The organism is Acidovorax sp. LjRoot118, assembly GCF_964253575.1.
GTDB lineage: Bacteria > Pseudomonadota > Gammaproteobacteria > Burkholderiales > Burkholderiaceae_C > Acidovorax.
The window spans coordinates 3,345,969-3,367,426 of record NZ_CAXURB020000001.1; the positions used below are offsets into that span (position 1 = coordinate 3,345,969).

Consider the following 21,458-nt stretch of genomic DNA (forward strand, 5'->3'; position numbering starts at 1 on the left):
GGTCGCAGTGTGCGCGGGTTGCGCGTGAAGTCTCCATCACCGCCTGAAGTCATCCCACGCCGGCACCAGCGAAACAACGGCCAGCAGCACCGCGACCGGGATCGTGAAGCCGTAGCCGAACGCCTTGAACCCGAAGGCACCCGATATGCCGCCCAGCAGAAATGCCAGGAACAGCCCGCCCAGCACCTTCATGCGGTCGCGGTCGGCACGCACCGGGTTTGCGGCGCTGCGGTCGGCGTTCCAGTACAGCAGCTTGCCCAGCTCGATGCCCAGGTCGGTCACGATGCCGGTCATGTGCGTGGTGCGGATCACGGCGCCCGACAGCTTGGTCACCACCGCGTTCTGCAGGCCCATGATGAAGCACAGCAGCACCACCGTGAAGGGCAGCAGCAGCCCCTCGAACGACGCCAGGCGGGCCCCGAGCAGGCCGAAGCAGAGGATGAGCACCGACTCCAGCAACAAGGGAAGGGCGTACTCGCTCGCCATCGCCTTGCGCCGGGCAAAGTTGACCAGAATGGCGCAGCACATCGCACCGAGCAGAAACGACAGCACGGCCACGATGCCATCCACCACCAGCCCGAGCTGGCCCAGCGCCAGGTTGTCGGCCACCGCCGACACCATTCCGGTGACGTGCGAGGTGTACTGCTGCACCGCCAGAAAGCCCCCGGCATTGATGGCCCCGGCCACAAAGGCCAGGAACCAGCCCAGCTGGCGGTTGGACGCAGCCGTGCGGTGGCTGCCCACCAGAAATCGGGCGTAGTTGGTCGGCATCAGCTCCTGTCCTTTTGCGGAAAACCATGCTTGGCGGTATTCGATTGGAACACCTCCGGGGCAGGAGCAATCGGGCGGGCTGGCTGGCACTGAATCACTCAGGCATTCAGCGCCTGCGGGGCCTCAGGGGGCGGGCCCCCTGCCCTGCTGGCGGGCAACAATCTCTTCCTCGACATCCGGCAGCCGGTCCTTGCCGAAGAAGAGCGCATCGCCGAACAGAAAGCTGGGCGACCCAAAGGCGCCGGCATCGCAGGCGCGCTGGGTGTTGGCCATCAGTTGCGCCTTGACGGCCGGGTCTTGCGAGGCGGCCAGCAGGGCCGCCACGTCCAGGTGCGCGGCGCCGAGCACCTGTGCAATCTCGGCGTCGTCGGCCATGTTGCGCCCGTGCTCCCACATCGCCGCATACACCGCCTCCACGTAGGCGGGCAGCACGCCCAGCTGCTGCGCCGCGCACGCGCCGCGCATGATCTTCAGGGTGTTCACCGGGAAGTGCGGGTTGTGCCGATACGCCTGCAGCCCATGCCGCGCCCTGAACCGCTCCATCTCCAGCCGGTCGTAGGCCAGCTTGTGGGGAATGTGGGCGAACGCCTCTGCGGGGGAGCGGTTGTTGGTGAGCTTGAAAAGCCCGCCCAGCAGCACGGGGACGTACACGAACCGCGTGCCGGTGCGCTGCTCGATGGCGGGCAGCACCTTGTGGCACAGGTAGGCATTGGGGCTGCCAAAATCGAAAAGGAACTCGGGTTGGACAGCCACCATCACCACTTCTCCCCAAACGGACGCAGGTCCATCTCATGGGTCCAGGCATCGCGCGGCTGCAGGTGCAGGTCCCAGTAGGTCTGGGCGATGGACTCGGGCCGCATGAGCTGGTCGGGCTCGAAGGTATCGGTGCCATCGCGCTCCTTGCGCCGGGCGCGCACCCACTCGGTGTCCACGCCGGCATCGATCACGAGGTGGGCCACGTGGATGTTGGCAGGCCCCAGTTCACGCGCAGCGCTTTGCGCCACCGCGCGCAGGCCAAACTTCGCGGCGGCGAACGCGGCATACCCCGGCCCGCCGCGCAAGCCGGCGGTGGCACCGGTCAGCAAGATGCACCCCTCCTTGCGCGGGAGCATGAGGCGCGCCGCCTCGCGCGTGCTCAGAAAGCCTGCGTAGCAGGCCATCTCCCACACCTTGCGGAACACCCGCTCGGTGGTGTCGACCAGCGGGTAGTTCACGTTCGCGCCCACGTTGAAGACGCACACCGCCAGCGGCGCAATCTGTTCGGCCTCGGCCAGGAAGGCGGTGACGTCTTCTTCCTTGCGGGCATCCAGCGACCTGCCGATGCACTGGCCTCCCTGGGCCGCAATCTCCTCCACCAGCGGCGCCAGCTTGTCGCCATTGCGCCGGCCGGCCACCACGGTGTAGCCGCCGGCGGCAAAGCGGCGCACGATGGCCGCGCCGATGTAGTCGCCCGCGCCGATCACGGCGACCGTCTTGTTCCTCGCGACGACGGCTTGGGGTTCATTGCCCATGGCATACCTCCTTGGCGGATGGGTGTTGGCGCAGCTTGGTTGCAGCGGTGGTGGCCGGGATCGCGGCGCGCGCATGGCACGTGCAGGCCAGGGGATCGGAATCTGTGATGTGCATCGGGTCTCCTTGTCCGTTTATTTTTTGAACTCACAAAAATAGTACGTTTGAAAACTGAACCCGTCAACCGTAGAATGCCCGACATGAAGTGGACAGAACTGGAGGCCGAGCCCTGCTCGGTGGCGCGAACCGTCTCGGTGATCGGCGACCGCTGGACGCTGCTCGTGCTGCGCGAGTGCTTTCTCGGGGTGAAGCGCTTCGAGGAGTTTCAGGAGCGGCTGGCCATATCACGGCCCATGCTGGTGGACCGGCTGCACAAGCTGGTCGAGGCCAAGGTCCTGAAAAAAGTGGCCTACCAGCAAACGCCCGCGCGCTACGACTACCGCCTCACGCCCAAGGGCCTGGACCTTCACCCGGTGCTGATGGCCATCGTGCACTGGGGCGACATCCACATGGCGGGCAAGGAAGGGCGCCCCCTGCTGCATCGGCACACGGGGTGCGGGCACCTGTTCGATCCGGTGACCGTATGCTCGGAGTGCAGGGCCGCGCTGTCTGCGCGCGAGGTCACGGTAGAGGCCGGGCCCGGCGCGCAGGACACGGGCCACACGCAGCGCTGACAAGAGCAAATGCCTGCTTCGCTGGCACTGGCTTCGCTGGCGCGGGGGCGTGCGGCACACAGGGATGCAGAAAGCGCGCGCGGTCAGTGCTGCGTATCAGTGAGAACGATGGGAACTGGACACCCCAATCGGCATCGACGGACACAAGCAAGTTGCTGCGGATGAGTATCGACTTTGCGTCGCGATCTGTGCGGTCGATTTCTGAATGGGCTGTCAAGCCGAGGGCCTAACGCGCGTTTTCACACAGCCTCAGCCCACAACCGACTTGGGGTCTCGCCTTAGGCGGCCGCTCCCGGGACCTGAACCACGACCGGCACTACTGCGGCTGCCTCGATTTGCTGGGAGATCTGCACGTAAAGATCCTGCTCGACCGTTGGTGCCTCGATCGAAATCAACAAGCTATAGCGGGCCGAGCGGTTGAATCGTTGGTGAGAGGGGCGGTTGCGCCACCAGCCCATCGCAGGGAACACGGCAAGTTGACCGCGGTTGGCCAAATTGACTGCGGTACCCGTCCAGCTGTCAGACAGCAAGGATCCGCGCGCACGCAGCTTCTCGCCGACAGTCCAGCCTGCGTCCCCGCTGGCTGTGGTGTCTGGCAAACCCTCCACGGCTGCTGTGGCCTGTGCGTTAATGCGCTGCCTGAACGCTGTTTCGCTTTCGAGCGGACGGCGCACCGCAAAGCGCAACGCGTGCGACTGGTAGGCATATTTGTCGATGCCACCGCGTTCGCCTGGATTGGGCTCGATGAAATATGACAGGGTCACACGCAAGGTGACCTGCGTGTTGCCCAACGCCATCAGCATGTCGGCTGGCCACGGGAGATCATGCAGATGCATCTCTCGGGTCTTCACTCCTTTGCTGGTTTTGACGTACGGCTGAAGATCGTCCTGCACGATCATCGTCAGTGAGTTGCTTGCGCTGTACAACGCCCGATCCAGGCTGGGTACGCCGTAGCCGCAGTGGCGCAAAAGGTTTCGCAAAGTGTGCCTGGTCCGCACTCCACCGGGCGTGTAGGTGTCGAGCATGGGCGGGGTCCATCGCGCTGAATGCACCATCAAACCGCGCACAGTTTCCGGCCAGAAGCCCGGATAGGCCGCAGCGATCCGGGCGCACATGCCGGCCGCCAATGCCGTCGCAGCACTGGTGGCCCAGCTCAACGTGAACAGGCGTTCATGAGGCTGATGCCCTGTCGTCAGCAGCGACAGACTGCCCATAGAGCAGGCAAAACCCGTCGGTTCGATTGCTGTGTTGCCGCCTTCCATCACGATGTCGGGCTTGAGCGGCCAGTCGTTCTGCCAGGTCGCAGATGTCGTGGTGTAGGGACTCAGGTTGCCCGGAGCAGCGACAGCCGCATACTGCTGTGCGTTGTCTTCCGTGATCGTGCTGAGTTCGGTGCAGGCACCGACTGTTAATGCGTTCCAGGCCTGTCCCGGGTCGTGTATCGAATTGGTCGCCAGACTGTCGGGATGGGCTGCCCAGGCATTGCTATCGATAGTGTTGCCCGCGCTCAGTACGAAAAGCCGCGGTGATGCACCCCGCGCGTCGTAGTCGCATGCCAGGCGGTCCACTTCGGCCGACCAAGACGATGGCCGGCCGCGGTCCAGGGCGTCGGTAGACGAAACGGCCATCGCAAAAACCCGCCGGCGATCGACGTCCGTGATCTCGACGCGTGCCACGGCTTCTGCCGTGATAGCGCCATAAGACTCACCCTCATTGTCGCCAGGCCAGCGCAGGATCTTCACCGACTCCAGACGATGGGGGACCGGCAGTAGGGCATTGTCCGCAAGCGCATGGGTGAGGTCCCCCATGAGGGCGAGACCCGCCAATTCGGTGCCATGGCCGTTGGCGTCGTCCGTACCCCAGTCCGGCTCTATCGAATGGCGGTCGACGTTGGCCACAAAGGGCGTCAACAGCGGGTGGCCATGGTTGACACCGGTGTCGAGCAACGTGACGTAGGCATTGCCGGTGGGCTGGGGCAGCAGGCGGGCCTGAAGATCGTCTTGCCACTGGACCTGTTCATCCAAAGGGAGGCCGTCGAAGAACGCAGCAGTGGTCTTCGCCCGGCGCAGCTCGGCAATCATGTTGAGTACCAGTGGCGACTGCAGCAACTGCGCTTTGCTGCTGTGGATCTGGGCAACAATCCGCTCAGGAAAGTGCAGCACCCGTTCGCTGACCTGCAGCCCGGCCTGCAGCACAACGGTCTGAAAGTCCTCGACGGTCCGCTGAATATTCCGGCCCAGCGGCAGCCATGTCTCCCACCAGATCGCTTGCGCATCGTCTGTGGGCAGTGCCTCAGGTGCATCGGTCCAGAGGGATTCAAAAGTCGCCACACGCAGGGTTTTGATGGCGTCGATCAGGTTTTGGTGATCCAGCGGATCTCCGTTCTTATCGGTCTTGTATCCAACGTACTTGGTGATCAGCTTTTCGAAATACGTGAGCTTGCCTTCGGGCACGAAAACGGTGGCCAGAATCTGGTCATCGCGCTTTCGCACGTTCATCAACTCGATGCCCTGATTGTCCCTTGCGAGGCTGGCGGCTGCGAGTTCAATCCCTTCCTCGCTTTCGAATTCGACCTGAATACCGATAGCGCTCTGCACGTTGGCGTCATGCAGCTGTGCTGCACGCTGCTGTTGAACGATGGCCACTGCTGCCAGTTGGGCGCGCAGGTGATCACCATGCTGTTGGCGCACTTTGGCAGGTGTCCCCGGCTCAGGGTCCCGCGCTTGGGGCTTGGCGGTATAGCTTTGTGCAGTACTTGTGTTCTGCGGGAGCAGGTGCTGGCGATGCTGCGGATGTTGAGTCGCCATACCTCGAATGCGTGCTCGGGCCTGGGTTTATGCGCGGGAAGCCGGAGAACGGCGCCGAACCGCTTGGCGCTGCTGCAGTAACAGCTTCACGGAATCGAGAGGGATGCTGTCCTGGTCGTGCATGACGGCCTCCTTGACCGCATCGCCGACGGCGCGTGTGATTTCAGCGTGGCTCAGTCCCTCGGCCTCGGTCGCCAGGCTTGTGATGGATTTGGGGGACTTGAGGAAGCTGCCCAACCGCATGCGCAGCAGTGCCCGGACCTCGTCGGCAGAGGGGAAGTGGTACTCGACGAGATCGTCAAAGCGCCTGAAAAGGGCTTCGTCCAGAATGTCTACATGGTTGGTTGCTGCAACGATGACGCTGCTGGACTCGTCCTGCTCGATCATCAGCAGGAAGCTATTGAGGATACGGCGGATTTCTCCGACGTCGTTGGCCAGTCCCCGCTGGCTGCCAATGGCATCGAACTCATCAAAGAAGTAGACGCCCCTGGTCGTCGCTGCAGCATCGAATACCTGCCGCAGCTTGGCAGCCGATTCGCCCATGAACTTGGTGATGAGCGCGTCGAGCCGGACAACAAACAATGGAATTCCGAGTTCACCCGCCAGAGCGGCCGCCGTCATTGTCTTGCCCGTGCCGGATGGCCCCACCAGCAGCAACTTGCGCCGTGGCTGCAGCCCATGGCTGCGTAGCTTGCTAAGGTGCCGTTGTTCCTTGAGTACCTGCTTGAGGCCATCCAGAACGGTCGGCGCAAGCACCATGTCCGACAAGCGCATGGCTGGGTAAGACACGCTCAGCAGCGACGACAGCTCGCCTTTGGGGCGCGCCAGGGGAATGGCCGCTTCACCGCCGGCAGCGTTGCGCCGTCCTTTCGCTGCGTCGATCAGCTCGCGCAGCTCCTCGGCTAGCTTGCCGTGGCCATGCTTGGCCTCGTGGGCCGCCATTTGCATCGCTACGCTGTAGAAATGGCGCTCGTCTCCCTCCGCATAGGAGCGGAAGAGAGCTTTGAGTTGATCACCATTTGCCATTTGCTCAACATTATCAGGCTTGGCGCCCACGACATTGGTAAACCCGACATGTGGGGGCTTTGTCGTGCATGTGACGTGGCTTTTAAGTCGGCGGCTGATTTTTGTCAGAACTCCCAGGCGTGGTGGTGGTCCCTGCTCGCGGCGTCTGGCCCAGTGTCCACAGTGCCGAACTTCATGTCCAAGTCTTGCGAAAGACGCAAGTGCGTGGTGACCCCTTTGGGTTACGCTGGCACCCGCCCCACCACACGGGGCGCCATGAGGAGCGCAAGCAGGTGAACCGCATCGACCAGGAGACCGCAGAACGCCTGGGCTTCCCCAAGCAACACTACATGGCCATCGAACGCGAACGGCGCTGGCTGTGCAGCGAGGTGCCGCGCGAGCGCATTCACCGCACGGAGGCGATCACCGACCTCTATGTGACCGGCGCGCGGCTGCGGTTGCGGGAGGCGCGCCCGGTCGGCGGTGGTGCCCCCATGCTGCGGCTTACGCGCAAGGGGGACGTGGACATCCACACCCGGCTGATCACCTCCATCTATCTGCCCGAGGAAGAATTTGCCGTGCTCGCCACCTCCCTGCCGGGGCGCCGCATCAGAAAGCTGCGGCACCGGCTCGCGCCGGTGGACGGCGTGTTCGTGGTCGTCGACGAGTTCCTGGGCGAACTCGCGGGGCTGCTGCTGGCCGAGGCCGAGTTCGACACCCCAGAACAGCTGGTCGCGTTCCCGGGGCCGGACTTCGCCACCTGCGAGGTGACCGACGACCCGCGCTTCACCGGGGGCTACCTCGTGAACAACGGCATCCCTGCGTAGCCGCAGGCACCACACCGACACGCGCCCGTTGCGCCCGCGCCTGTTTCGCATCGCGCACATGGCGCAGCCGCCGTGACCGCCGCAGGGCACCGCAGGGGCGGCCCCGAAAAAAGTCGCCCGAAGATCTTTCCCACCGCGGCCGCCGCACGGGCCTGCCCCACCCATCGCCCGGCCTCGCCCAAATGGGTGTGCGCACCTTCTTTGTGACACCCGGCACCGACGAATCACCGCTCTTCGACAAAAATCGGTGCAGTCCCACCCTTGCGTGCGGACCCCACTGCACCGCCGCACTGCTGCGCGCGCTGTACAGGCGGGCTGTCTTTTTTATCATTTGAGCCGAGAGGGTTTCGACCATGCCAGTGACGACTACCACCACCCCGCCCCAATTGCCCAGCCCTTCGCGCGCCCCTCGGCAGCGGCAACAGCACCCCCTCAGTGGCCGCGCACCTGCGGCCCGCCTGGCGCTGGCGGCACTGCCGCTGTTGCTGTTGGTGGCATGCGGTGGCGGTGGCGGTGATGGCGATGCGCAGCCGGTGACCCCGCCGCCCGTCACGCCGCCCATCACCGGCTACACCGTGGGAGGTACCGTCGCAGGCCTGGGCGAGGGGGGCAACCTGGTACTGCAGGTGCAGGGCGCAGACGACCTGACCGTTGCCGCCAACGGCAGCTTCGTGATGGGGCGCCGCTTCGAGAGGTTCAGCATTGCAGTCGTCACCATTGCCTCGCACCCCGAGGGCCAGCGCTGCAGCGTGGCGCAGCCAAGGCAGGTGGTGAACGAGGCCAACATGACCGACGTGTCCGTGAGCTGCGCGAGCCTGCCCGCTGGCACCCGCAACCTGAGCGGCGTGGTCACGGGCTTGGTGCCGCGCAGCCCGTTGGTGCTGCAGAACAACCAGGGCGACAACCTGACCGTCAAGGCCGATGGGCGCTTTTTCTTCAACACGCCGGTCGCCAGCGGCGCCGCCTACGCGGTGCAGGTGCAGACGCAGCCGGCCGGCCAGACCTGCAGCGTGGCCAACGCCAGCGGCACGGTGGGCGCCAGCAGCGACGTGCGCTCTGTGCAGGTCACCTGCACCGGCCTGCCCCAGGCCGCGCCCGAGGGCGCCTGGGCTTCCGAGTATTGCTCCTCGGGCTTCGACGTCAGCACGCGCGAGTATCTGAACATTGTGCGTGAAGGAGATTTGCGTGCCATCGCTACCCAGGGCTCGGTCACCAGGTGGGGCCTGTTCTGCAGCCCCGGCAGCGAGGCGTTGACCGGCCGGCCGGCGGTAAGCGTCGCGTTCGACCGCCAGGAAACCCGCGGCGCTCTCACCGCCTTCTGGGGCACGCAGACCAGCAGCACGGGCACCAAACGTGTGGTGTGGGCGCGCAAGGGCCCGTACCTGTGCCTGCTGCCGCGCAAGACGTTCAACCAGCCCGACCCCGTCAAGGACTACCCGACCATCGCCAGTGTGGAGCAGGACACGGACGAGTCCATCCAGGCGAAGGTTTGCTATTTGAAGTCGCCCAACTGAGGCGCCTGGGATAAGGCACGGCGGGGGCCAGCCCGGCGTGCGCTGGCCGGCTGCCGGCCGGCGCACTCTGCCCGGCAGGTGCCCGCCGGCGGACGCTGTGGCTGCACCTGCGCTTTCCACAGAGCTGCTTGCGCTTCGCTCCCCACCGGTCCACAGCGATCATGGCCACAGCCTGCTACAGCCGGACGTTCGCACACCTCGTTGGCTCGAAGAAGCCACTTCCTTAAAGCAGGAATTCTTCACGTATTGAAGAGCACTCCAATTGGTACAACACGACAACAACATCGACGTCCTGCGGGCCTGCGCCATCCTTTCGGTCGCCCTGCACCACTTCTCGATTTACTCCGGCATTCCGGTGCCGCTGTTCGGTCGGCACGGCGGTGGTATTGGCGTGCAGCTGTTCTTCCTGATCTCGGGCTACCTCATCATCCAGAGCGCCGAGCGCAACAGCCTGGGCGACTATGCCAAAGCACGGTTCTTTCGCATCTTCCCGGTGTACTGGGTCGCCCTGGGGGGCATCGTGCTCATCGAGATGGCGTTGGTGCCGGAGTTCCGCCAGTTGATGCTCAACGAATACCCTCATTTCCTATTGAACCTGCTGAACCTGCAGCAGCTGTCCGTAATGAGCAGCCTGTTTTTGGATCGTGTGCATGTAGGCTGGACACTCACGGTAGAGCTTTTTTGGTATGGCATCGTGGGCATCTTGGCTGTGGTGGCACACCGACTGCGCTGGCGGCATTTCTGGCTCGGTGTGCTGGCCCTCTCCACGCTGCTGTCCATCGGCTGGATCAAGGCGGCCAACGCCGGAGCGCTGGATTTCCTGTACCTTGGCCAAGCACGTAGCGTGGGCGTGGAGTTCTCACCTGCGCTGCAGCTCGCGCTGATCAAGTCCAACATCGTGGGCTATCTGTACTTCTTCGTGCTGGGCACGGTGATCTACCGGTACGAGCGGGTGCTCCGGCGCATCCCCAGCGGCATCCTGTGGCCTGCAACGCTGCTGCTTATCGTGCTGTGGTCACCGTGGCAGGGGTTCGTTGGCTTTGCGCCGCAACCACTCGCCGCAGTGGGCTTGGCCGGCGTGTTCATCCTATTTCTCAAGCTGCCGCCTGTTCAGGACGCGCTGGTGCGCTACATCGGCAAGATCTCCTACTCGCTGTACCTGGTCCACGCAAAGGTAATGGTTGTGGTCTATGTCAATCTGCAGTGGACCGGTGCAGATGCCCACCTCGCCGTCATTGTTGCCACCCTGCTGCTGAGCATCGGGCTGTATTACACCGTGGAGCAACCCATGATCGAGTTTGGCAAACGCTTTCGGAGCACGGTCACCACTCGCGTGCCCGCCGGCACCTTGGCCTAAGAGCAGCAAGCAAAACTCAGCGAAGCGGTTCTGGCCAGGCGCTGCGTCGCAGGCAGTACGAGCAGTACGACAAGACGCTGCAAAGACGCTGCAATGACGCTGCAATGACGCTGCAATGACGCCAGAAGAGTTTTGTGAGCCGATCTGTTCCACAAGCGGCCATATGATCGTCCGGGATGCGACAGTCGATTAATCATGCTCCATGGCGTGCTCCTATCGAAGGTGCTACGGCGCCGTCCCGTGTTGACGGACGTCGCCACGACAGGGTGCCATGAATCTCGAAAGAGCAAAATCGGCCAGGTACTGCCGGTGGCGAACAGCGGCTCCCCCGCCTTTCAGCGGACCGCAGCGCGAGCCCGACGACCGTTGCGACCAGCGGCTGGTCCCGGAAATCCGCGGATGGCGCCTCAGAGGCTGGGAATTTTTTGGCCGTCTCCGAGGGGCGCGCCAAGACGCCTCGGATCTAGGAGCGTGCGCGGCAGAAGGAGCATCGGCTGCAACGCCCGACAAACCGGTCTCGCCGGGTATTACTTCCGGCGCCCAGGGGGCCACCCTGGGCTTGTCGGTACTACCCAGCGATCCTCGGTTTTCGGACGTTTCGCTTCGACGCCTTATGCCGCGCACGCTCCTAGGCGCAAAGCACAGCCATAGCTCGGGCTAAGAGCGGCTAACAAAACTCTTCTGACGTCGTTGCTGCGTCTTGTCGTACTACTCGTACTGCCTGCGACGCACCGCCTAGCCAGAACCGCTTCGCTGAGTTTTGTTAGCCGCTCTAAGGCGAGCATTTGCTTTCGACGAGCCGGGGTTTTTTGGCGTGCAAGGCGGGCCTGGACGAAAGATTCTCAGCCTCTCAGTCCTTGAGACTCACGCCCAAGGCATCCAGCTTCTTTGCGTATGCGTCCCGGCGTTTTGCTGCCTTTGCAGCTGCGTCAACGGCTGCTTGGATGGCCTTTGGCCCCTTTTTTGCAGCGGCTTTGATCAATCCGGACTTGTGAGCAGCATCTGCCTGCGCCCGTTTGAAAGTGGCGATGATTTCGAAATTGGCAACAGATTGATTCACAGGTGCCCTTAAAGCTTGACGTCAGTGCGAAGCAACGCTGTTCTCAATTCGCGGGTAGCTGGTTTTGAAATATCGATGCCTTGAACTGCCAGGTCGAACGGTGAGCCAGGTTTGATACTGGTCGGGAGTATTTTTTTTACGGGATTCGTACCGGGGTGCTTGCCACCTGCAGCACACATGCGAACGGAAAACCCGAATTCTTCGAGCACCCCTTTTGCATATAACTCCGCCAAATGCTGAAACGAAACGAATGTTGAGCACTTCACTTCTTTATCCCCAAGCTTACGGACGCTACGTACGATCTCGAATTTACCCAGAGAATCCCGTTGAGTATTCGTAAAGGGATGCAAAAAAAGCGTCTCACGAGGTCCTCCATTTTTAGACGCCAGCGTGTGCTCGACGGCGATATCAGTTAACAGCACGTTTTTTTCCTCGTGATTCCATAAGCCACAGTTATAAGAGCCCAATTATCCTCCATCACGCCCCAAAGTCCCGCTCGCGATTTTCAAACTGGGCTTCAGCGGAGCGATGCCCCTTGAGATGCGAAGTGTTCGACATTGGCCGTGTTTGCCTTGCGGGACGGGGCTTTAACCGAACAACTGCAAATGGCCGATCCACATGGCAAGGTGATAGACCGATCTGGGCCCAAAGCCGTCCTTCTCGATCCGGGCATCACACCTTCTTCTTTTCCCAACGCGCCAGCGCCGCCTCAAACGCTTGCAGCACATCCGGTCGATCTTCGGCGGCGGCATCGAACCGGCTGGCCAGCACAGCGGCGTCGGCCTTGCTGCCCAGTTGGCCGATGGCCTTGAAGATCCTTTTCATGAAGACGGCGTCGCCACCGACGATGTGCCGCACCGCTTTTGGCCGACAACGAAAGTCTAGCTGCTCACGCCCATGCCCTCGATCACCCAAGAAGGCGACTGAGCGAAGCGGAAAAGTGCCCATCGTCAGCGAACTGGAGATGTCCACAAGCGCCGATATGGGTGTCCGATTCACCCCGGCCCCGCCGTACCACTGAATTCGATCCGACTGCCCGGAAGTTACCGAAATACGCAGCGCACGGGTTCCACCCGTGTTCAGGTACCGGTACCCCCCTCCATGCGCACCTTCAAAGCCGCCAGGCCCCGGCCCGCCCGTTGCCGCATGACCCGCCTGGCCAGCGGGAGCAGCAGGCAGCGGACGGCAAGGCTGCGGCTTCGGCTGAACATGCGCCAGGTGAGTTCGCAGGACTGCGGCGCCGTGGCATGCAGCGAGATCTCCATGCGCGGCAGCAGCGGCAGCAACCGCCCCTCGGTGGCAAAGAACCCGGGGGCCCGGGCTTCGCGCACCTGCAGAGTGACCTGCCGGCGCCCCCTGAGCGGCACGACCACGGTTTCAAGGTACTCCTTGCCCGGCTGCCCGTGGGCAAGCGCGCCGAGCGATTCGATCGCGATGACGCCCGGGAACCACTCGCCAAACTGCTCCATGTTCGATATGTAGCCAAACACCGCCTGCACAGGCCGATGGATGGAGACCGTCTTTTCGACCAGCAAATGCATGGTGTGCCCTCTTCAAAAAAGCCATGCTAATCTGTAGAGCAAGGTCTACAGTCAAGGGAAATTCGATGCGCATATCGGAGCTGGAAAGCCGCACCGGCCTGGGCCGCCACGCGCTGCGCTTTTATGAACGCGAGGGGCTGCTCGTCGGCGTGCAACGCGGCCAGAACAACTACCGCGACTACCCCGAGTCGGCCGCCAGGGACGCGGCCCTGCTGCAGCAACTGCAGTCGCTGGGCTTCTCACTGCAGGAGATTCGCCAGGTGCTCGATGCCATGCGCGCCAAAAGCATCGACTGCGCCAAGGGCGCCCGCCTGATGGCCGACAAGCGCACGGCGATCGAGGCCCAGATCGCCAACCTGCGCAAGGTGAGCAAGGTGCTGCTGCGCGAACAGCAGCGCCTGCAAGACCGTGCCGCGCGGTACGGGCTGCCAAAGCACTAGCGTGGCTCACAAAACGCCTCTGGCGTTGTCGTTTCAGCGGGTCGAGCCAGCCCGTGCCCCACTCAATCCTGCAGGTCCACCCCCAGGGCTTTGAGCTTCTGCGCGTACGAATCCCGGCGCTTCGCGGCCTTGGCTGCGGTGTCTGCAGCCGCTTGAATAGCGCCAGGCCCTTTCTTCGCAGCCGCCTGGATGAGCCCGAACTTGCGCGCAGCATCTGCCTGCGCCCTTTTGAAACAGGCAATGAGTTCGGCATGGGGATGGGTTGGGCTCACAGGGACCTCATTGTCTAAAGCACCATTCTCCTCGCTCCGAGGGATGCCAGGGGCGCGCGCGGCACGAGGGGCATGGGCTCCAACGCCCGCCTGAGCGACCCGCGCTCGCAAATCCATAGCAGCCCCGCCAGCACAGTCACTATTTGGCCCGGCCGCACCAATCTTCTGCCCGCGCGCCGCAGAAATACTGTAAATTCATACAGTATTTTGAAGATTGACCATGGATGTTCTGGACGCCACCTACACCGTCGCCCTGTGCGACTACCCCGGCCTTGCGCAGGCCGAACGCACTGCTGCAGAGGTGCGCTTTGCCGTGGCCCTGGAGCACCAGTTCGGCAGCCCCGACGACATTGCCGCCACCATGCACACCATCGACGCCCTGGAGCGCGTGGAGCCCGAGGATGTGTCGGCCCACGACCTGGTGGCCCTGCAGCGCTGGGTGCGGGCACTCTCTGTGGCGCGCCTGGCGGGCTACCGGGGGCTGGGCGTGCGCGATGGCAGCCGGTTTGAGGTGCGGTTGGGGTAGCGGCGGCGGCATGGCGGTGGTGCTGACCAACGCCTGCCTGGTGTAACGGCACCTTACATGCAGGCACTTGCCAAACCGGCCAACGCGCTTACCCTGGAGGGAGTAGACACTCTGGCGCATTGCTGCGCGCACCCTGACACCGCATGGACCTGATCTTTCTGCGAAGGCTGACCCTGGAATGCATGCCCCTGCGGCTTGTTGAACGATCCGACATCGAGGCCTACAAAGCCCTCGCGCAGGCGAATCTGGTCGAGGGCAAGGTGGTCGCATGTGCCAGCCCCGAGCCGCATGTCGTCGTCGACTCGGTCACGCCGTATGGCCGGATATTCCTGGCGCAAAGACAGCGCCGCACAGGGTAGCCAGCAGCCTGCGCCGGCCCCGCACTTCCCCCACCTCCGGCTGCCTGTACACCCCATGTGGCTGCAGTGTTTGCAACGAACTGCAACGCACGCATGGTGCAACGGACCACTGGCTCACTGTGCCACACGCTGCCGCAGGGCAAGCTGCAAGCCCGGCGTGGCACGGTTCATGTCCCGCAGAAACGATGCCACGAGGTTGTGAACGCTCTGGGCGTCGAGCTGGCTGTCCAGCCAGATCTCCAGCCCCTGCTCGCCGTGCTCGGCGGCGGTGAGTGACATGCCCATGCGCGGCACGGATTGAAGAAACTGCCCCAGCGCATCGCTCAGGCGGGTGTATGCCTGCAGCAGTTCGCCGGGGCCCGGCGGCCTCTCGCCCGGGGACGAGGCATCGGGCGCGTCGATGGGTGCAATGTGAAAGCGGTAGATCATCGGTCAACTTGAAACGGTGCAACCAGTTTCTTGGCAGCGCCGAGGGGCCTCTGTAGGAAAACCCCCTGGCCAACCGTTCATGAACACCGCTGTTACCCGCGTCCACCCTGTGCGCGCTACAACCGCAGCGCAGGGGGGCCCTGTAGGACCCGCCCTTCCTTGGTCTGCCGAAGTGGGCTGACTTTCGTTTCGACACCGCCCATTCAAAATTGGATACGTCTGCGCAACGGGCCGCTCCTTACCGCGACTGGCCTTGTCCCACAGGGATGCATGCGCTGCACGGGCCCCACCCCCAGCGGGGGCGGGCCACAGAAAGGATCCATTTGACAAGCACCCTCAGCACCCCTATCGCAACCGCACCCGCCACGCAAGGCATCGCACGCACCGGCATTGCCGGGCTCGACGACGTGCTGGCCGGCGGCCTGCCCACGCGGCACCTCTACCTGGTCGAAGGCAGCCCGGGCACCGGCAAGACCACGCTGGCGCTGCAGTTCCTGATCGAGGGGCGCGAGAAGGGCGAGCGGGGGCTGTACGTCACCCTTTCCGAAACCTCGGAAGAGCTGGAGCAGGTCGCCCAGTCCCACGGCTGGTCGCTCGACGGCATCAAGGTCTTCGACCTGGTGAGTGACGAAGGGCTGAGCGAAGACGCCGAGCAGACCATATTGCACCCCTCCGAGTTCGAGCTGGGCGAGACCACCCGCGAGGTGATGAAGCTGGTGGGTGAGCTCAAGCCCCAGCGCGTGGCATTCGACAGCCTGTCCGAGCTGCGCCTGCTGGCCCAGAGCCCCCTGCGCTACCGGCGCCAGATACTCGCTCTGAAGCGCTTTTTTGCGCAGATGGGCTGCACCGTGCTCATGCTCGACGACAAGACCTCGGGCGAAGGCGACCAGCAACTGCACAGCATTGCGCATGGCGTGGTGCATTTGAACCAGAACGCCAACACCTACGGGCCCGACAAGCGCCAGCTGCGCGTGGTCAAGCTGCGCGGGGTCAAATTCCGCAGCGGCGACCACGATTTCGATCTGGACCGCGGGGGCCTGGTGGTCTTTCCGCGCCTTTCGGCGGGCGAGCATGGCGGCAGCTTCGACGACGCGCCCATCCCCACCGGCACGGCGGCCTTCGATGAAATGCTGGGCGGCGGCCTGTCGCCCGGCAGCAACCTGCTGCTGGCCGGCCCGGCCGGCGTGGGCAAGACCACCACCGCCACCAGCTGCGCGGTGGCCGCCATGCGGCGCGGCGACAAGGTGGCCTTCTACCTCTTCGACGAAGGCCTCAACTCGCTGCGCCAGCGCTCGCTGGCCCTGGGGCTCGACATCGACCCCTTCATCGCATCGGGCCAGCTGCTGATCCGCTCTTTCGACCCGGCCGAGGTATCACCAGGCCAGTTCGCCCAGGCCGTGCGCAATGCGGTCGAAGTCGACGGGGTGAAGATGGTGGTGCTCGACAGCCTCAACTCCTACATGCAGGCCATGCCCGGCGGGCAGTACCTGCTGCTGCAGATGCACGAGCTGCTGTCGTACCTGAACCTCAAGGGCGTGGTCACGCTCATCATCCTGTCGCTGCACGGCACCGTGGGCGAGATGCGCTCCGACATCGACCTGAGCTACCTGAGCGATGCCATGGTGCAGTACCGCTTCTTTGAGGCGCGCGGCGAGGTGCTCAAGGCCATCTCGGTCATCAAGAGCCGCACCACGGCGCACCAGACCACCATCCGCGAGTTCCGCCTGGGCGCCAACGGGGTCGAGATCGGCAAGCCCCTGTCCGACTTCCACGGCATCCTGGTCGGCGCTGCGCAGTACACGGGCCGCCAGCCCCTGCTGGGCGACAGCGACAACGCGCATTCGCGCGCATGACCGGGCACCGCATGGAGAGCCGTGTCCTCATTCTGGCGCCCCACGGGCGCGACGCCAAGGTCATCGCATCGGTGGTGTGCGGCGATGGTGTGCAATGCGTGGTCTGCCCCGACGCGGCCGCGCTGTTGGCCGAGCTGGAGGTCGCAGCCGCCGCCGCCATTCTCACCGAGGAAGTGCTGGCGGGCGGCCTGGGTGAATCGCTGCGCCAGTACCTGGCGCGCCAGCCCGCGTGGTCGGATTTTCCGTTTGTCGTGCTGGCCACTCGCCAGGCCAGCCGCCGGTCACTGCGCGCCACCGCCTCACTGCACGAGCTCGGTAACCTGGTCATTCTGGAGCGCCCGGTCAACCCCGAGACGCTGGTGAGCGCGGTGCGCTCGGCACTGCGGGCGCGCAATCGGCAGTACGCCACGCGGCGGCACCTGTCCGACCTGGAGACCGCGAAACAGACGGTGGAGCGGCTCAACGCCGGGCTCGAAAGCCGCATCGCCGCGCGCACCAGCGACCTGGCGAACGCCAACGACCGGCTGATGCGCGAGATCGCCGACCGCGAGCGCATGCAGTCCAAGGTGGTGCAGGGCCAGAAGCTCGAGGCCATTGGCCGGCTCACCGGCGGCATTGCGCACGACTTCAACAACCTGCTGCACGCGGTCAGCCTGAACCTGCAGTTCATCATGCGCCTGGCCACCGAAAAGCGCCTGGCCGACTACGCGCGCCGCGCCAAGGACTCGGTGGACCGCGGCGCACGCCTCACCGCCCAGCTGCTGTCGTTTGCGCGCGCGCAAAGCCTGCTGCCCAGGCTGCACGACGTGAACGCCATGGTGCTCAACCTGCGCGAGCTGATCGAGGTGTCTGTGGGCTCCAAGGTGCAGGTCCGCATCGACATCTGCGACGGCCAAGCGTGGGCCCTGCTCGACGGCGCCCAGTTGGAGATGGCCCTGCTGAACATGGCCGTCAACTCACGCGATGCCATGCCAGACGGTGGCACCCTGACCATCCGCACCGCCCTGCCCTGCGCGGCAGATGGCAGCCGCCAGGTGCACATCAGCGTGCAGGACACCGGCTGCGGCATACCCGAGGCCCTGCAGGCCAAGGTGTTCGACCCCTTCTTCACCACCAAGGGCGACGGCGAAGGCACGGGCCTGGGGCTCAGCCAGGTCTACGGCTTTGCCAACCAGTCCGGCGGCAGCGTGGAGATGCACAGCACCGAGGGCGAGGGCACCACCCTCACGCTGCGCTTCGCACAGGCCCACGACGCCTCGGGCGACGGCGACGGCAGCAGCGCAGCCGCCGACCGCAACGGCACTGGGCATGCCAAGGCCCGCACCGAAGTGCTGGTGGTGGAAGACGACGACGCCGTGAGGCAGGGCATCGCCGAAGGGTTGCGACTGCTCAGCTACAGCGTGCGCGAAGCCAGCGACGGCGAGAGCGGCCTGCGCGAGCTGCGCCGGCGCATGCCCGACCTGCTGATGGCCGACTACCTCATGCCCGGCATGAACGGCGCCGAGTTCATCACCGCCGCACGGCAGATCTACCCCGGCATCCCGGTGCTGATGGCCACGGGCTACGCCGACATGGCCGAGGTCGAAAAACTCGTGGGCGTGCAATCGGTGCTCAAGAAGCCTTTCGACCTGGAGACGCTGAACGCGGCTGTGGGCAACGAGCTGGCGCGCGCGCGGGCGCAGGGCTGAGCGCCGGGCCGTTTTTATAGGAAACTTCTGACATGCATGGCCTGAAATCCAGGGCATCATGCGCGTTGTCCTGCGCACGGCCGCAGGCCGTTCTACCTTTGTTCATGACGTCAAACCCAGGCCTGCCGCCCACCGCTGACCCTGATCTTTTCTCCTGCCACACAGAGCCCATCCGTGTGCCTGGGGCCATTCAGCCCCAAGGCCGCTTGCTGGTGCTCGATGCGTCCACGCGGCAACTGCTTGCCTCCAGCGACAATTGGCCCGACGGCAGCCTGCAGGCGGCACTGGCCCACCTGACAAGCAGCGCGCTGCCAGCCAATCCCCCTGGGGCGGTGCCAGTGTCCCTGGGGGTGTGGGCAGCGCAGGCCGGCGAGCGGTGGGACGTATCAGCCCACTGCACGGACCGGCACCTGCTGGCCGAGTTCGAGCCCGCCGCGCCTGCCGATGGCAACGGGGCCCCCATCTACTCGCTCACCCGCATCTTTCTGCCGCGCCTGCAGGCCGCAAGCTCCATCGAGCAGCTGGCCCAGCTGGCCGCCACCGAAATGAAGCGCCTGACAGGCTTCGGGCGGTGCATGGTCTACCGCTTCGACGACGCGGGCCACGGCCAGGTGCTGGCCGAGGACGTGGACCCGGGCTACGACAGCTATGCCGGCCACCACTTTCCGGCGGACGACATTCCCCTGCAGGCGCGTGCACTGTACGTGCTCAACCAGTTTCGCCTGATTGCCGACGCCAACTACACGCCGGTGCCGCTGCGCATCCACGGCGCAGCACTGCAGCCCTCGGACATCGACCTGTCCCAGGCGCAGCTGCGCAGCGTATCGCCAGTCCACCTGGAGTACATGCGCAACATGGGCACGCTGTCGTCCATGTCGGTGTCCATCGTCATCGAAGGCAGGCTGTGGGGGCTGGTGTCCTGCCATGGCCATGCGCCGCGCCACGTCGGCGTGGCCACGCGGCTGGCCTGCGAGCACCTGGGCCAATTGCTGGCCCTGCAGATCCAGTCCAAGGAGGCGACCGGCCAGGTGGCAGAGCAACTGGCCTTGCGCCAGCTCACGCTGGAGATCGTCTCGCACCTGTCCGACAGCGATGGCACGCTGAGCCTGCTGGCACAGGTACCTGCCATGCTGCGGTTTGCCCGCGCCAGCGGCGTGGCGGTGGTGCGCGACGACGAGGTCTGGAGCGTGGGCGAGGTGCCACCGCAGCAGGCGGTCATGGACCTGGCCAACTGGATCGAGGGGCTGGGCGCAGAGGTGTTCCACAGCCACCAGCTGGCGCAGGACCATGCGCCGGCACAGGGCTTCAAGGACGTGGCGGCCGGGGTGCTGGCCGTGTCCATCTCCCAGGTGCACCGCCACGTGATCCTGTGGTTTCGGCCCGAGATCGTCAAAACCGTCACCTGGGCGGGCAACCCGCGCAAGAACCAGGTGGCCGCAGACGGCCGCATCCACCCCCGGCGCAGCTTCGACAGCTGGCAGGAAAGCATCCGCGGCGCCTGCCTGCCCTGGTCGGCTGCGGAAGTTGCCGTGGCAGGCGAGCTGCGCCAGGCCCTCATCGGCATCGTGCTGCGCCGCGCAGAAGAGTTCGAGGAAGTGGCCCACGAGCTGACGCGGGTGAACAAGGAGCTCGAAGCCTTCTCGTACACCGTGTCGCACGACCTGCGCGCGCCCATGCGCCACATTGCGGGCTATGTGGACCTGGTGGTCGACCTGGAGAAAAAGGCGCTGTCCGAACGGGCCCTGCGCTACCTGGGCAACGTCAAGGACGCGGCCGCCTACGCGGGCCAGTTGGTCGATGCGCTGCTGGATTTTTCGCGCATGGGACGGGCCGCGCTCAAGCAGCGCCCCGTCGACATGCAGGTGCTGCTGCAGGAGCTGGTGCGCGAGCTGTCGCGCCAGGAGCCCGGGCGCAATGTGCAATGGGCGCTGGAGCCCAGCTACCCCGAACTCTTTGGCGACCCGCTGCTGCTGCAGGTGGCCACGCGCAACTTTCTGAGCAACGCGCTCAAATACTCGCGTGGCCGCGACCCCGCGCGCATCAGCGTGCGCGCGCTGCGCAGGCCCGAGGGCGACGGCATCGAGGTCGAGGACAACGGCGTGGGCTTCAACATGGAGTACGCCAACAAGCTGTTCGGCGTGTTCCAGCGCCTGCACCAGGCCGACGAGTTCGAGGGCACGGGCATCGGCCTGGCCATCGTCAAGCGCATTGTCGAGCGCCACGGCGGCACCGTCTGGGGTTCAGGCACGCCGGACCAGGGCGCCCGCTTTGGCTTTATATTGCCGCGCGTGGCGCCCGCCGCGGCGGCAGACGCCCCCTCTCCATCCAGGAACAACCCCTCCCCCAGGAGCCTTTGATGCTAAAGCCCATTTTGCTGGTCGAAGACGACAAGCGTGATCTGGAACTCACCCTCATTGCGCTGGAGCGCAGCCAGTTGGCCAACGAGGTCGTGATCATGCGCGACGGCGCGCAGGCCCTGGACTACCTGCGGCGCGAAGGCGACTTTGCCGGGCGCGATGCGGGCAACCCGGCCGTGGTCCTGCTGGACCTCAAGCTGCCCAAGGTCAATGGGCTGGAGGTGCTGCAGGCCGTGCGCGCCGACCCGGCGCTGCGCAGCCTTCCGGTGGTGATGCTGACCTCGTCCCAGGAAGAAAACGACGTCGTCAAGAGCTATGAGCTGGGCGTCAACGCCTACGTCGTCAAGCCGGTGGCTTTCGACCGCTTCGTCTCTGCCATCGGCGACCTGGGCGTGTTCTGGGCCGTGCTCAACGAGCCGCCACCAGGCTCCTCCAAAGCCAGCCGCCGTGGCGAGCCCCTGTAGCCAGC

At 64.7% G+C, this 21,458-nt stretch carries 22 protein-coding genes; 11 read left to right on the plus strand and 11 right to left on the minus strand.

Annotated features, from left to right (window positions below):
- Positions 1-36 precede the first annotated feature (36 nt).
- From ACSQ9E_RS15745 to ACSQ9E_RS15755, 3 genes are all read right to left on the minus strand, one after another.
- Positions 37-771, minus strand: a complete 735-nt coding sequence (locus tag ACSQ9E_RS15745) for a YoaK family protein (protein ID WP_057202836.1) — start codon at positions 769-771, stop codon at positions 37-39.
- A gap of 123 nt (positions 772-894) precedes the next feature.
- Positions 895-1,527 carry a 2-hydroxychromene-2-carboxylate isomerase gene (locus ACSQ9E_RS15750; protein ID WP_436218408.1) on the minus strand — a complete coding sequence of 211 codons (633 nt, stop codon included), beginning with the start codon at positions 1,525-1,527 and terminating at the stop codon, positions 895-897.
- Complete coding sequence (locus tag ACSQ9E_RS15755) at positions 1,527-2,282, minus strand: SDR family NAD(P)-dependent oxidoreductase (RefSeq protein ID WP_436218409.1); 756 nt, start codon at positions 2,280-2,282, stop codon at positions 1,527-1,529. Before ACSQ9E_RS15755 ends, ACSQ9E_RS15750 begins: the two co-directional genes overlap by 1 nt.
- Positions 2,283-2,480: 198 nt before the next feature.
- Between ACSQ9E_RS15755 and ACSQ9E_RS15760 the strand changes: the two genes are divergently transcribed.
- The gene (locus ACSQ9E_RS15760) at positions 2,481-2,954 is read left to right on the plus strand and encodes a winged helix-turn-helix transcriptional regulator (protein ID WP_436218410.1); all 474 of its coding nucleotides are present in this window, start codon (positions 2,481-2,483) and stop codon (positions 2,952-2,954) included.
- Positions 2,955-3,232: 278 nt separating this feature from the next.
- Here the strand turns inward: ACSQ9E_RS15760 and ACSQ9E_RS15765 are convergent, their stop codons facing one another.
- Positions 3,233-5,761 carry a S8 family peptidase gene (locus ACSQ9E_RS15765; RefSeq protein ID WP_436218411.1) on the minus strand — a complete coding sequence of 843 codons (2,529 nt, stop codon included), beginning with the start codon at positions 5,759-5,761 and terminating at the stop codon, positions 3,233-3,235.
- Between the two features lie 27 nt (positions 5,762-5,788).
- Positions 5,789-6,817: an AAA family ATPase gene (locus ACSQ9E_RS15770; protein ID WP_436218412.1), complete on the minus strand. Its 1,029-nt coding sequence runs from the start codon at positions 6,815-6,817 to the stop codon at positions 5,789-5,791.
- Between the two features lie 155 nt (positions 6,818-6,972).
- Between ACSQ9E_RS15770 and ACSQ9E_RS15775 the strand changes: the two genes are divergently transcribed.
- The 3 genes from ACSQ9E_RS15775 to ACSQ9E_RS15785 all read left to right on the plus strand — a co-directional run bounded on the left by ACSQ9E_RS15775 (position 6,973) and on the right by ACSQ9E_RS15785 (position 10,464).
- Entirely contained in the window at positions 6,973-7,593 is a 621-nt protein-coding gene (locus ACSQ9E_RS15775; protein WP_436218413.1) for a hypothetical protein, read from the plus strand.
- A gap of 353 nt (positions 7,594-7,946) precedes the next feature.
- Complete coding sequence (locus tag ACSQ9E_RS15780) at positions 7,947-9,107, plus strand: hypothetical protein (protein WP_436218414.1); 1,161 nt, start codon at positions 7,947-7,949, stop codon at positions 9,105-9,107.
- A gap of 262 nt (positions 9,108-9,369) precedes the next feature.
- Positions 9,370-10,464 (plus strand): acyltransferase family protein, encoded by a 1,095-nt coding sequence (locus ACSQ9E_RS15785; protein ID WP_436218415.1) that lies wholly within the window; start codon positions 9,370-9,372, stop codon positions 10,462-10,464.
- 850 nt (positions 10,465-11,314) lie between these two features.
- On the opposite strand, the gene ACSQ9E_RS15790 is transcribed toward ACSQ9E_RS15785, so the two are convergent.
- The 4 genes from ACSQ9E_RS15790 to ACSQ9E_RS15805 all read right to left on the minus strand — a co-directional run bounded on the left by ACSQ9E_RS15790 (position 11,315) and on the right by ACSQ9E_RS15805 (position 13,065).
- Positions 11,315-11,524, minus strand: a complete 210-nt coding sequence (locus ACSQ9E_RS15790; RefSeq protein WP_082604191.1) for a hypothetical protein — start codon at positions 11,522-11,524, stop codon at positions 11,315-11,317.
- Positions 11,525-11,532: 8 nt separating this feature from the next.
- The gene (locus ACSQ9E_RS15795; RefSeq protein WP_082604190.1) at positions 11,533-11,946 is read right to left on the minus strand and encodes a hypothetical protein; all 414 of its coding nucleotides are present in this window, start codon (positions 11,944-11,946) and stop codon (positions 11,533-11,535) included.
- A gap of 250 nt (positions 11,947-12,196) precedes the next feature.
- Positions 12,197-12,496, minus strand: coding sequence for a hypothetical protein (locus tag ACSQ9E_RS15800; RefSeq protein WP_162261402.1), 300 nt, complete (start codon positions 12,494-12,496; stop codon positions 12,197-12,199).
- A gap of 107 nt (positions 12,497-12,603) precedes the next feature.
- Positions 12,604-13,065, minus strand: coding sequence for an SRPBCC family protein (locus tag ACSQ9E_RS15805; protein ID WP_436218416.1), 462 nt, complete (start codon positions 13,063-13,065; stop codon positions 12,604-12,606).
- A 65-nt stretch (positions 13,066-13,130) separates the two neighbouring features.
- On the opposite strand from ACSQ9E_RS15805, the gene ACSQ9E_RS15810 reads away from it, so the two are divergent.
- Positions 13,131-13,505 carry a MerR family transcriptional regulator gene (locus ACSQ9E_RS15810; protein WP_057268092.1) on the plus strand — a complete coding sequence of 125 codons (375 nt, stop codon included), beginning with the start codon at positions 13,131-13,133 and terminating at the stop codon, positions 13,503-13,505.
- 62 nt (positions 13,506-13,567) lie between these two features.
- Here the strand turns inward: ACSQ9E_RS15810 and ACSQ9E_RS15815 are convergent, their stop codons facing one another.
- On the minus strand, positions 13,568-13,777 hold the full coding sequence (locus ACSQ9E_RS15815; RefSeq protein ID WP_436218417.1) for a hypothetical protein: 210 nt from the start codon (positions 13,775-13,777) through the stop codon (positions 13,568-13,570).
- Positions 13,778-13,997: 220 nt separating this feature from the next.
- On the opposite strand from ACSQ9E_RS15815, the gene ACSQ9E_RS15820 reads away from it, so the two are divergent.
- Positions 13,998-14,303, plus strand: a complete 306-nt coding sequence (locus tag ACSQ9E_RS15820) for a hypothetical protein (protein ID WP_436218418.1) — start codon at positions 13,998-14,000, stop codon at positions 14,301-14,303.
- A gap of 143 nt (positions 14,304-14,446) precedes the next feature.
- Complete coding sequence (locus ACSQ9E_RS15825; protein WP_436218419.1) at positions 14,447-14,662, plus strand: hypothetical protein; 216 nt, start codon at positions 14,447-14,449, stop codon at positions 14,660-14,662.
- A gap of 114 nt (positions 14,663-14,776) precedes the next feature.
- On the opposite strand, the gene ACSQ9E_RS15830 is transcribed toward ACSQ9E_RS15825, so the two are convergent.
- Complete coding sequence (locus ACSQ9E_RS15830; RefSeq protein ID WP_436218420.1) at positions 14,777-15,091, minus strand: hypothetical protein; 315 nt, start codon at positions 15,089-15,091, stop codon at positions 14,777-14,779.
- A 323-nt stretch (positions 15,092-15,414) separates the two neighbouring features.
- Between ACSQ9E_RS15830 and ACSQ9E_RS15835 the strand changes: the two genes are divergently transcribed.
- The 4 genes from ACSQ9E_RS15835 (at position 15,415) to ACSQ9E_RS15850 (ending at position 21,453) form a co-directional block, all read left to right on the plus strand.
- Complete coding sequence (locus ACSQ9E_RS15835) at positions 15,415-16,944, plus strand: ATPase domain-containing protein (RefSeq protein ID WP_436218421.1); 1,530 nt, start codon at positions 15,415-15,417, stop codon at positions 16,942-16,944.
- Positions 16,941-18,632, plus strand: coding sequence for a response regulator (locus tag ACSQ9E_RS15840; protein ID WP_436218422.1), 1,692 nt, complete (start codon positions 16,941-16,943; stop codon positions 18,630-18,632). The genes ACSQ9E_RS15835 and ACSQ9E_RS15840 overlap by 4 nt, the downstream gene beginning before the upstream one ends.
- 104 nt (positions 18,633-18,736) lie before the next feature.
- Positions 18,737-20,989: an ATP-binding protein gene (locus tag ACSQ9E_RS15845; protein ID WP_436218423.1), complete on the plus strand. Its 2,253-nt coding sequence runs from the start codon at positions 18,737-18,739 to the stop codon at positions 20,987-20,989.
- A complete protein-coding gene (locus ACSQ9E_RS15850) occupies positions 20,989-21,453 on the plus strand; it encodes a response regulator (protein WP_057268097.1) in 465 nt (154 codons plus the stop codon). The genes ACSQ9E_RS15845 and ACSQ9E_RS15850 overlap by 1 nt, the downstream gene beginning before the upstream one ends.
- Positions 21,454-21,458: the final 5 nt, after the last annotated feature.

What these genes read in the sequence shown, in the direction of transcription:
- ACSQ9E_RS15830 (WP_436218420.1), bottom strand. Translation starts at nt 15,091, where the DNA reads ATGATCTACCGCTTTCACATTGCACCCATCGACGCGCCCGATGCCTCG.
- ACSQ9E_RS15845 (WP_436218423.1), top strand. Translation starts at nt 18,737, where the DNA reads ATGACGTCAAACCCAGGCCTGCCGCCCACCGCTGACCCTGATCTTTTC.
- ACSQ9E_RS15750 (WP_436218408.1), bottom strand. Translation starts at nt 1,527, where the DNA reads ATGGTGGCTGTCCAACCCGAGTTCCTTTTCGATTTTGGCAGCCCCAAT.
- ACSQ9E_RS15805 (WP_436218416.1), bottom strand. Translation starts at nt 13,065, where the DNA reads ATGCATTTGCTGGTCGAAAAGACGGTCTCCATCCATCGGCCTGTGCAG.
- ACSQ9E_RS15825 (WP_436218419.1), top strand. Translation starts at nt 14,447, where the DNA reads ATGGACCTGATCTTTCTGCGAAGGCTGACCCTGGAATGCATGCCCCTG.
- ACSQ9E_RS15840 (WP_436218422.1), top strand. Translation starts at nt 16,941, where the DNA reads ATGACCGGGCACCGCATGGAGAGCCGTGTCCTCATTCTGGCGCCCCAC.
- ACSQ9E_RS15820 (WP_436218418.1), top strand. Translation starts at nt 13,998, where the DNA reads ATGGATGTTCTGGACGCCACCTACACCGTCGCCCTGTGCGACTACCCC.
- ACSQ9E_RS15765 (WP_436218411.1), bottom strand. Translation starts at nt 5,761, where the DNA reads ATGGCGACTCAACATCCGCAGCATCGCCAGCACCTGCTCCCGCAGAAC.
- ACSQ9E_RS15780 (WP_436218414.1), top strand. Translation starts at nt 7,947, where the DNA reads ATGCCAGTGACGACTACCACCACCCCGCCCCAATTGCCCAGCCCTTCG.
- ACSQ9E_RS15755 (WP_436218409.1), bottom strand. Translation starts at nt 2,282, where the DNA reads ATGGGCAATGAACCCCAAGCCGTCGTCGCGAGGAACAAGACGGTCGCC.
- ACSQ9E_RS15810 (WP_057268092.1), top strand. Translation starts at nt 13,131, where the DNA reads ATGCGCATATCGGAGCTGGAAAGCCGCACCGGCCTGGGCCGCCACGCG.
- ACSQ9E_RS15850 (WP_057268097.1), top strand. Translation starts at nt 20,989, where the DNA reads ATGCTAAAGCCCATTTTGCTGGTCGAAGACGACAAGCGTGATCTGGAA.
- ACSQ9E_RS15745 (WP_057202836.1), bottom strand. Translation starts at nt 771, where the DNA reads ATGCCGACCAACTACGCCCGATTTCTGGTGGGCAGCCACCGCACGGCT.
- ACSQ9E_RS15760 (WP_436218410.1), top strand. Translation starts at nt 2,481, where the DNA reads ATGAAGTGGACAGAACTGGAGGCCGAGCCCTGCTCGGTGGCGCGAACC.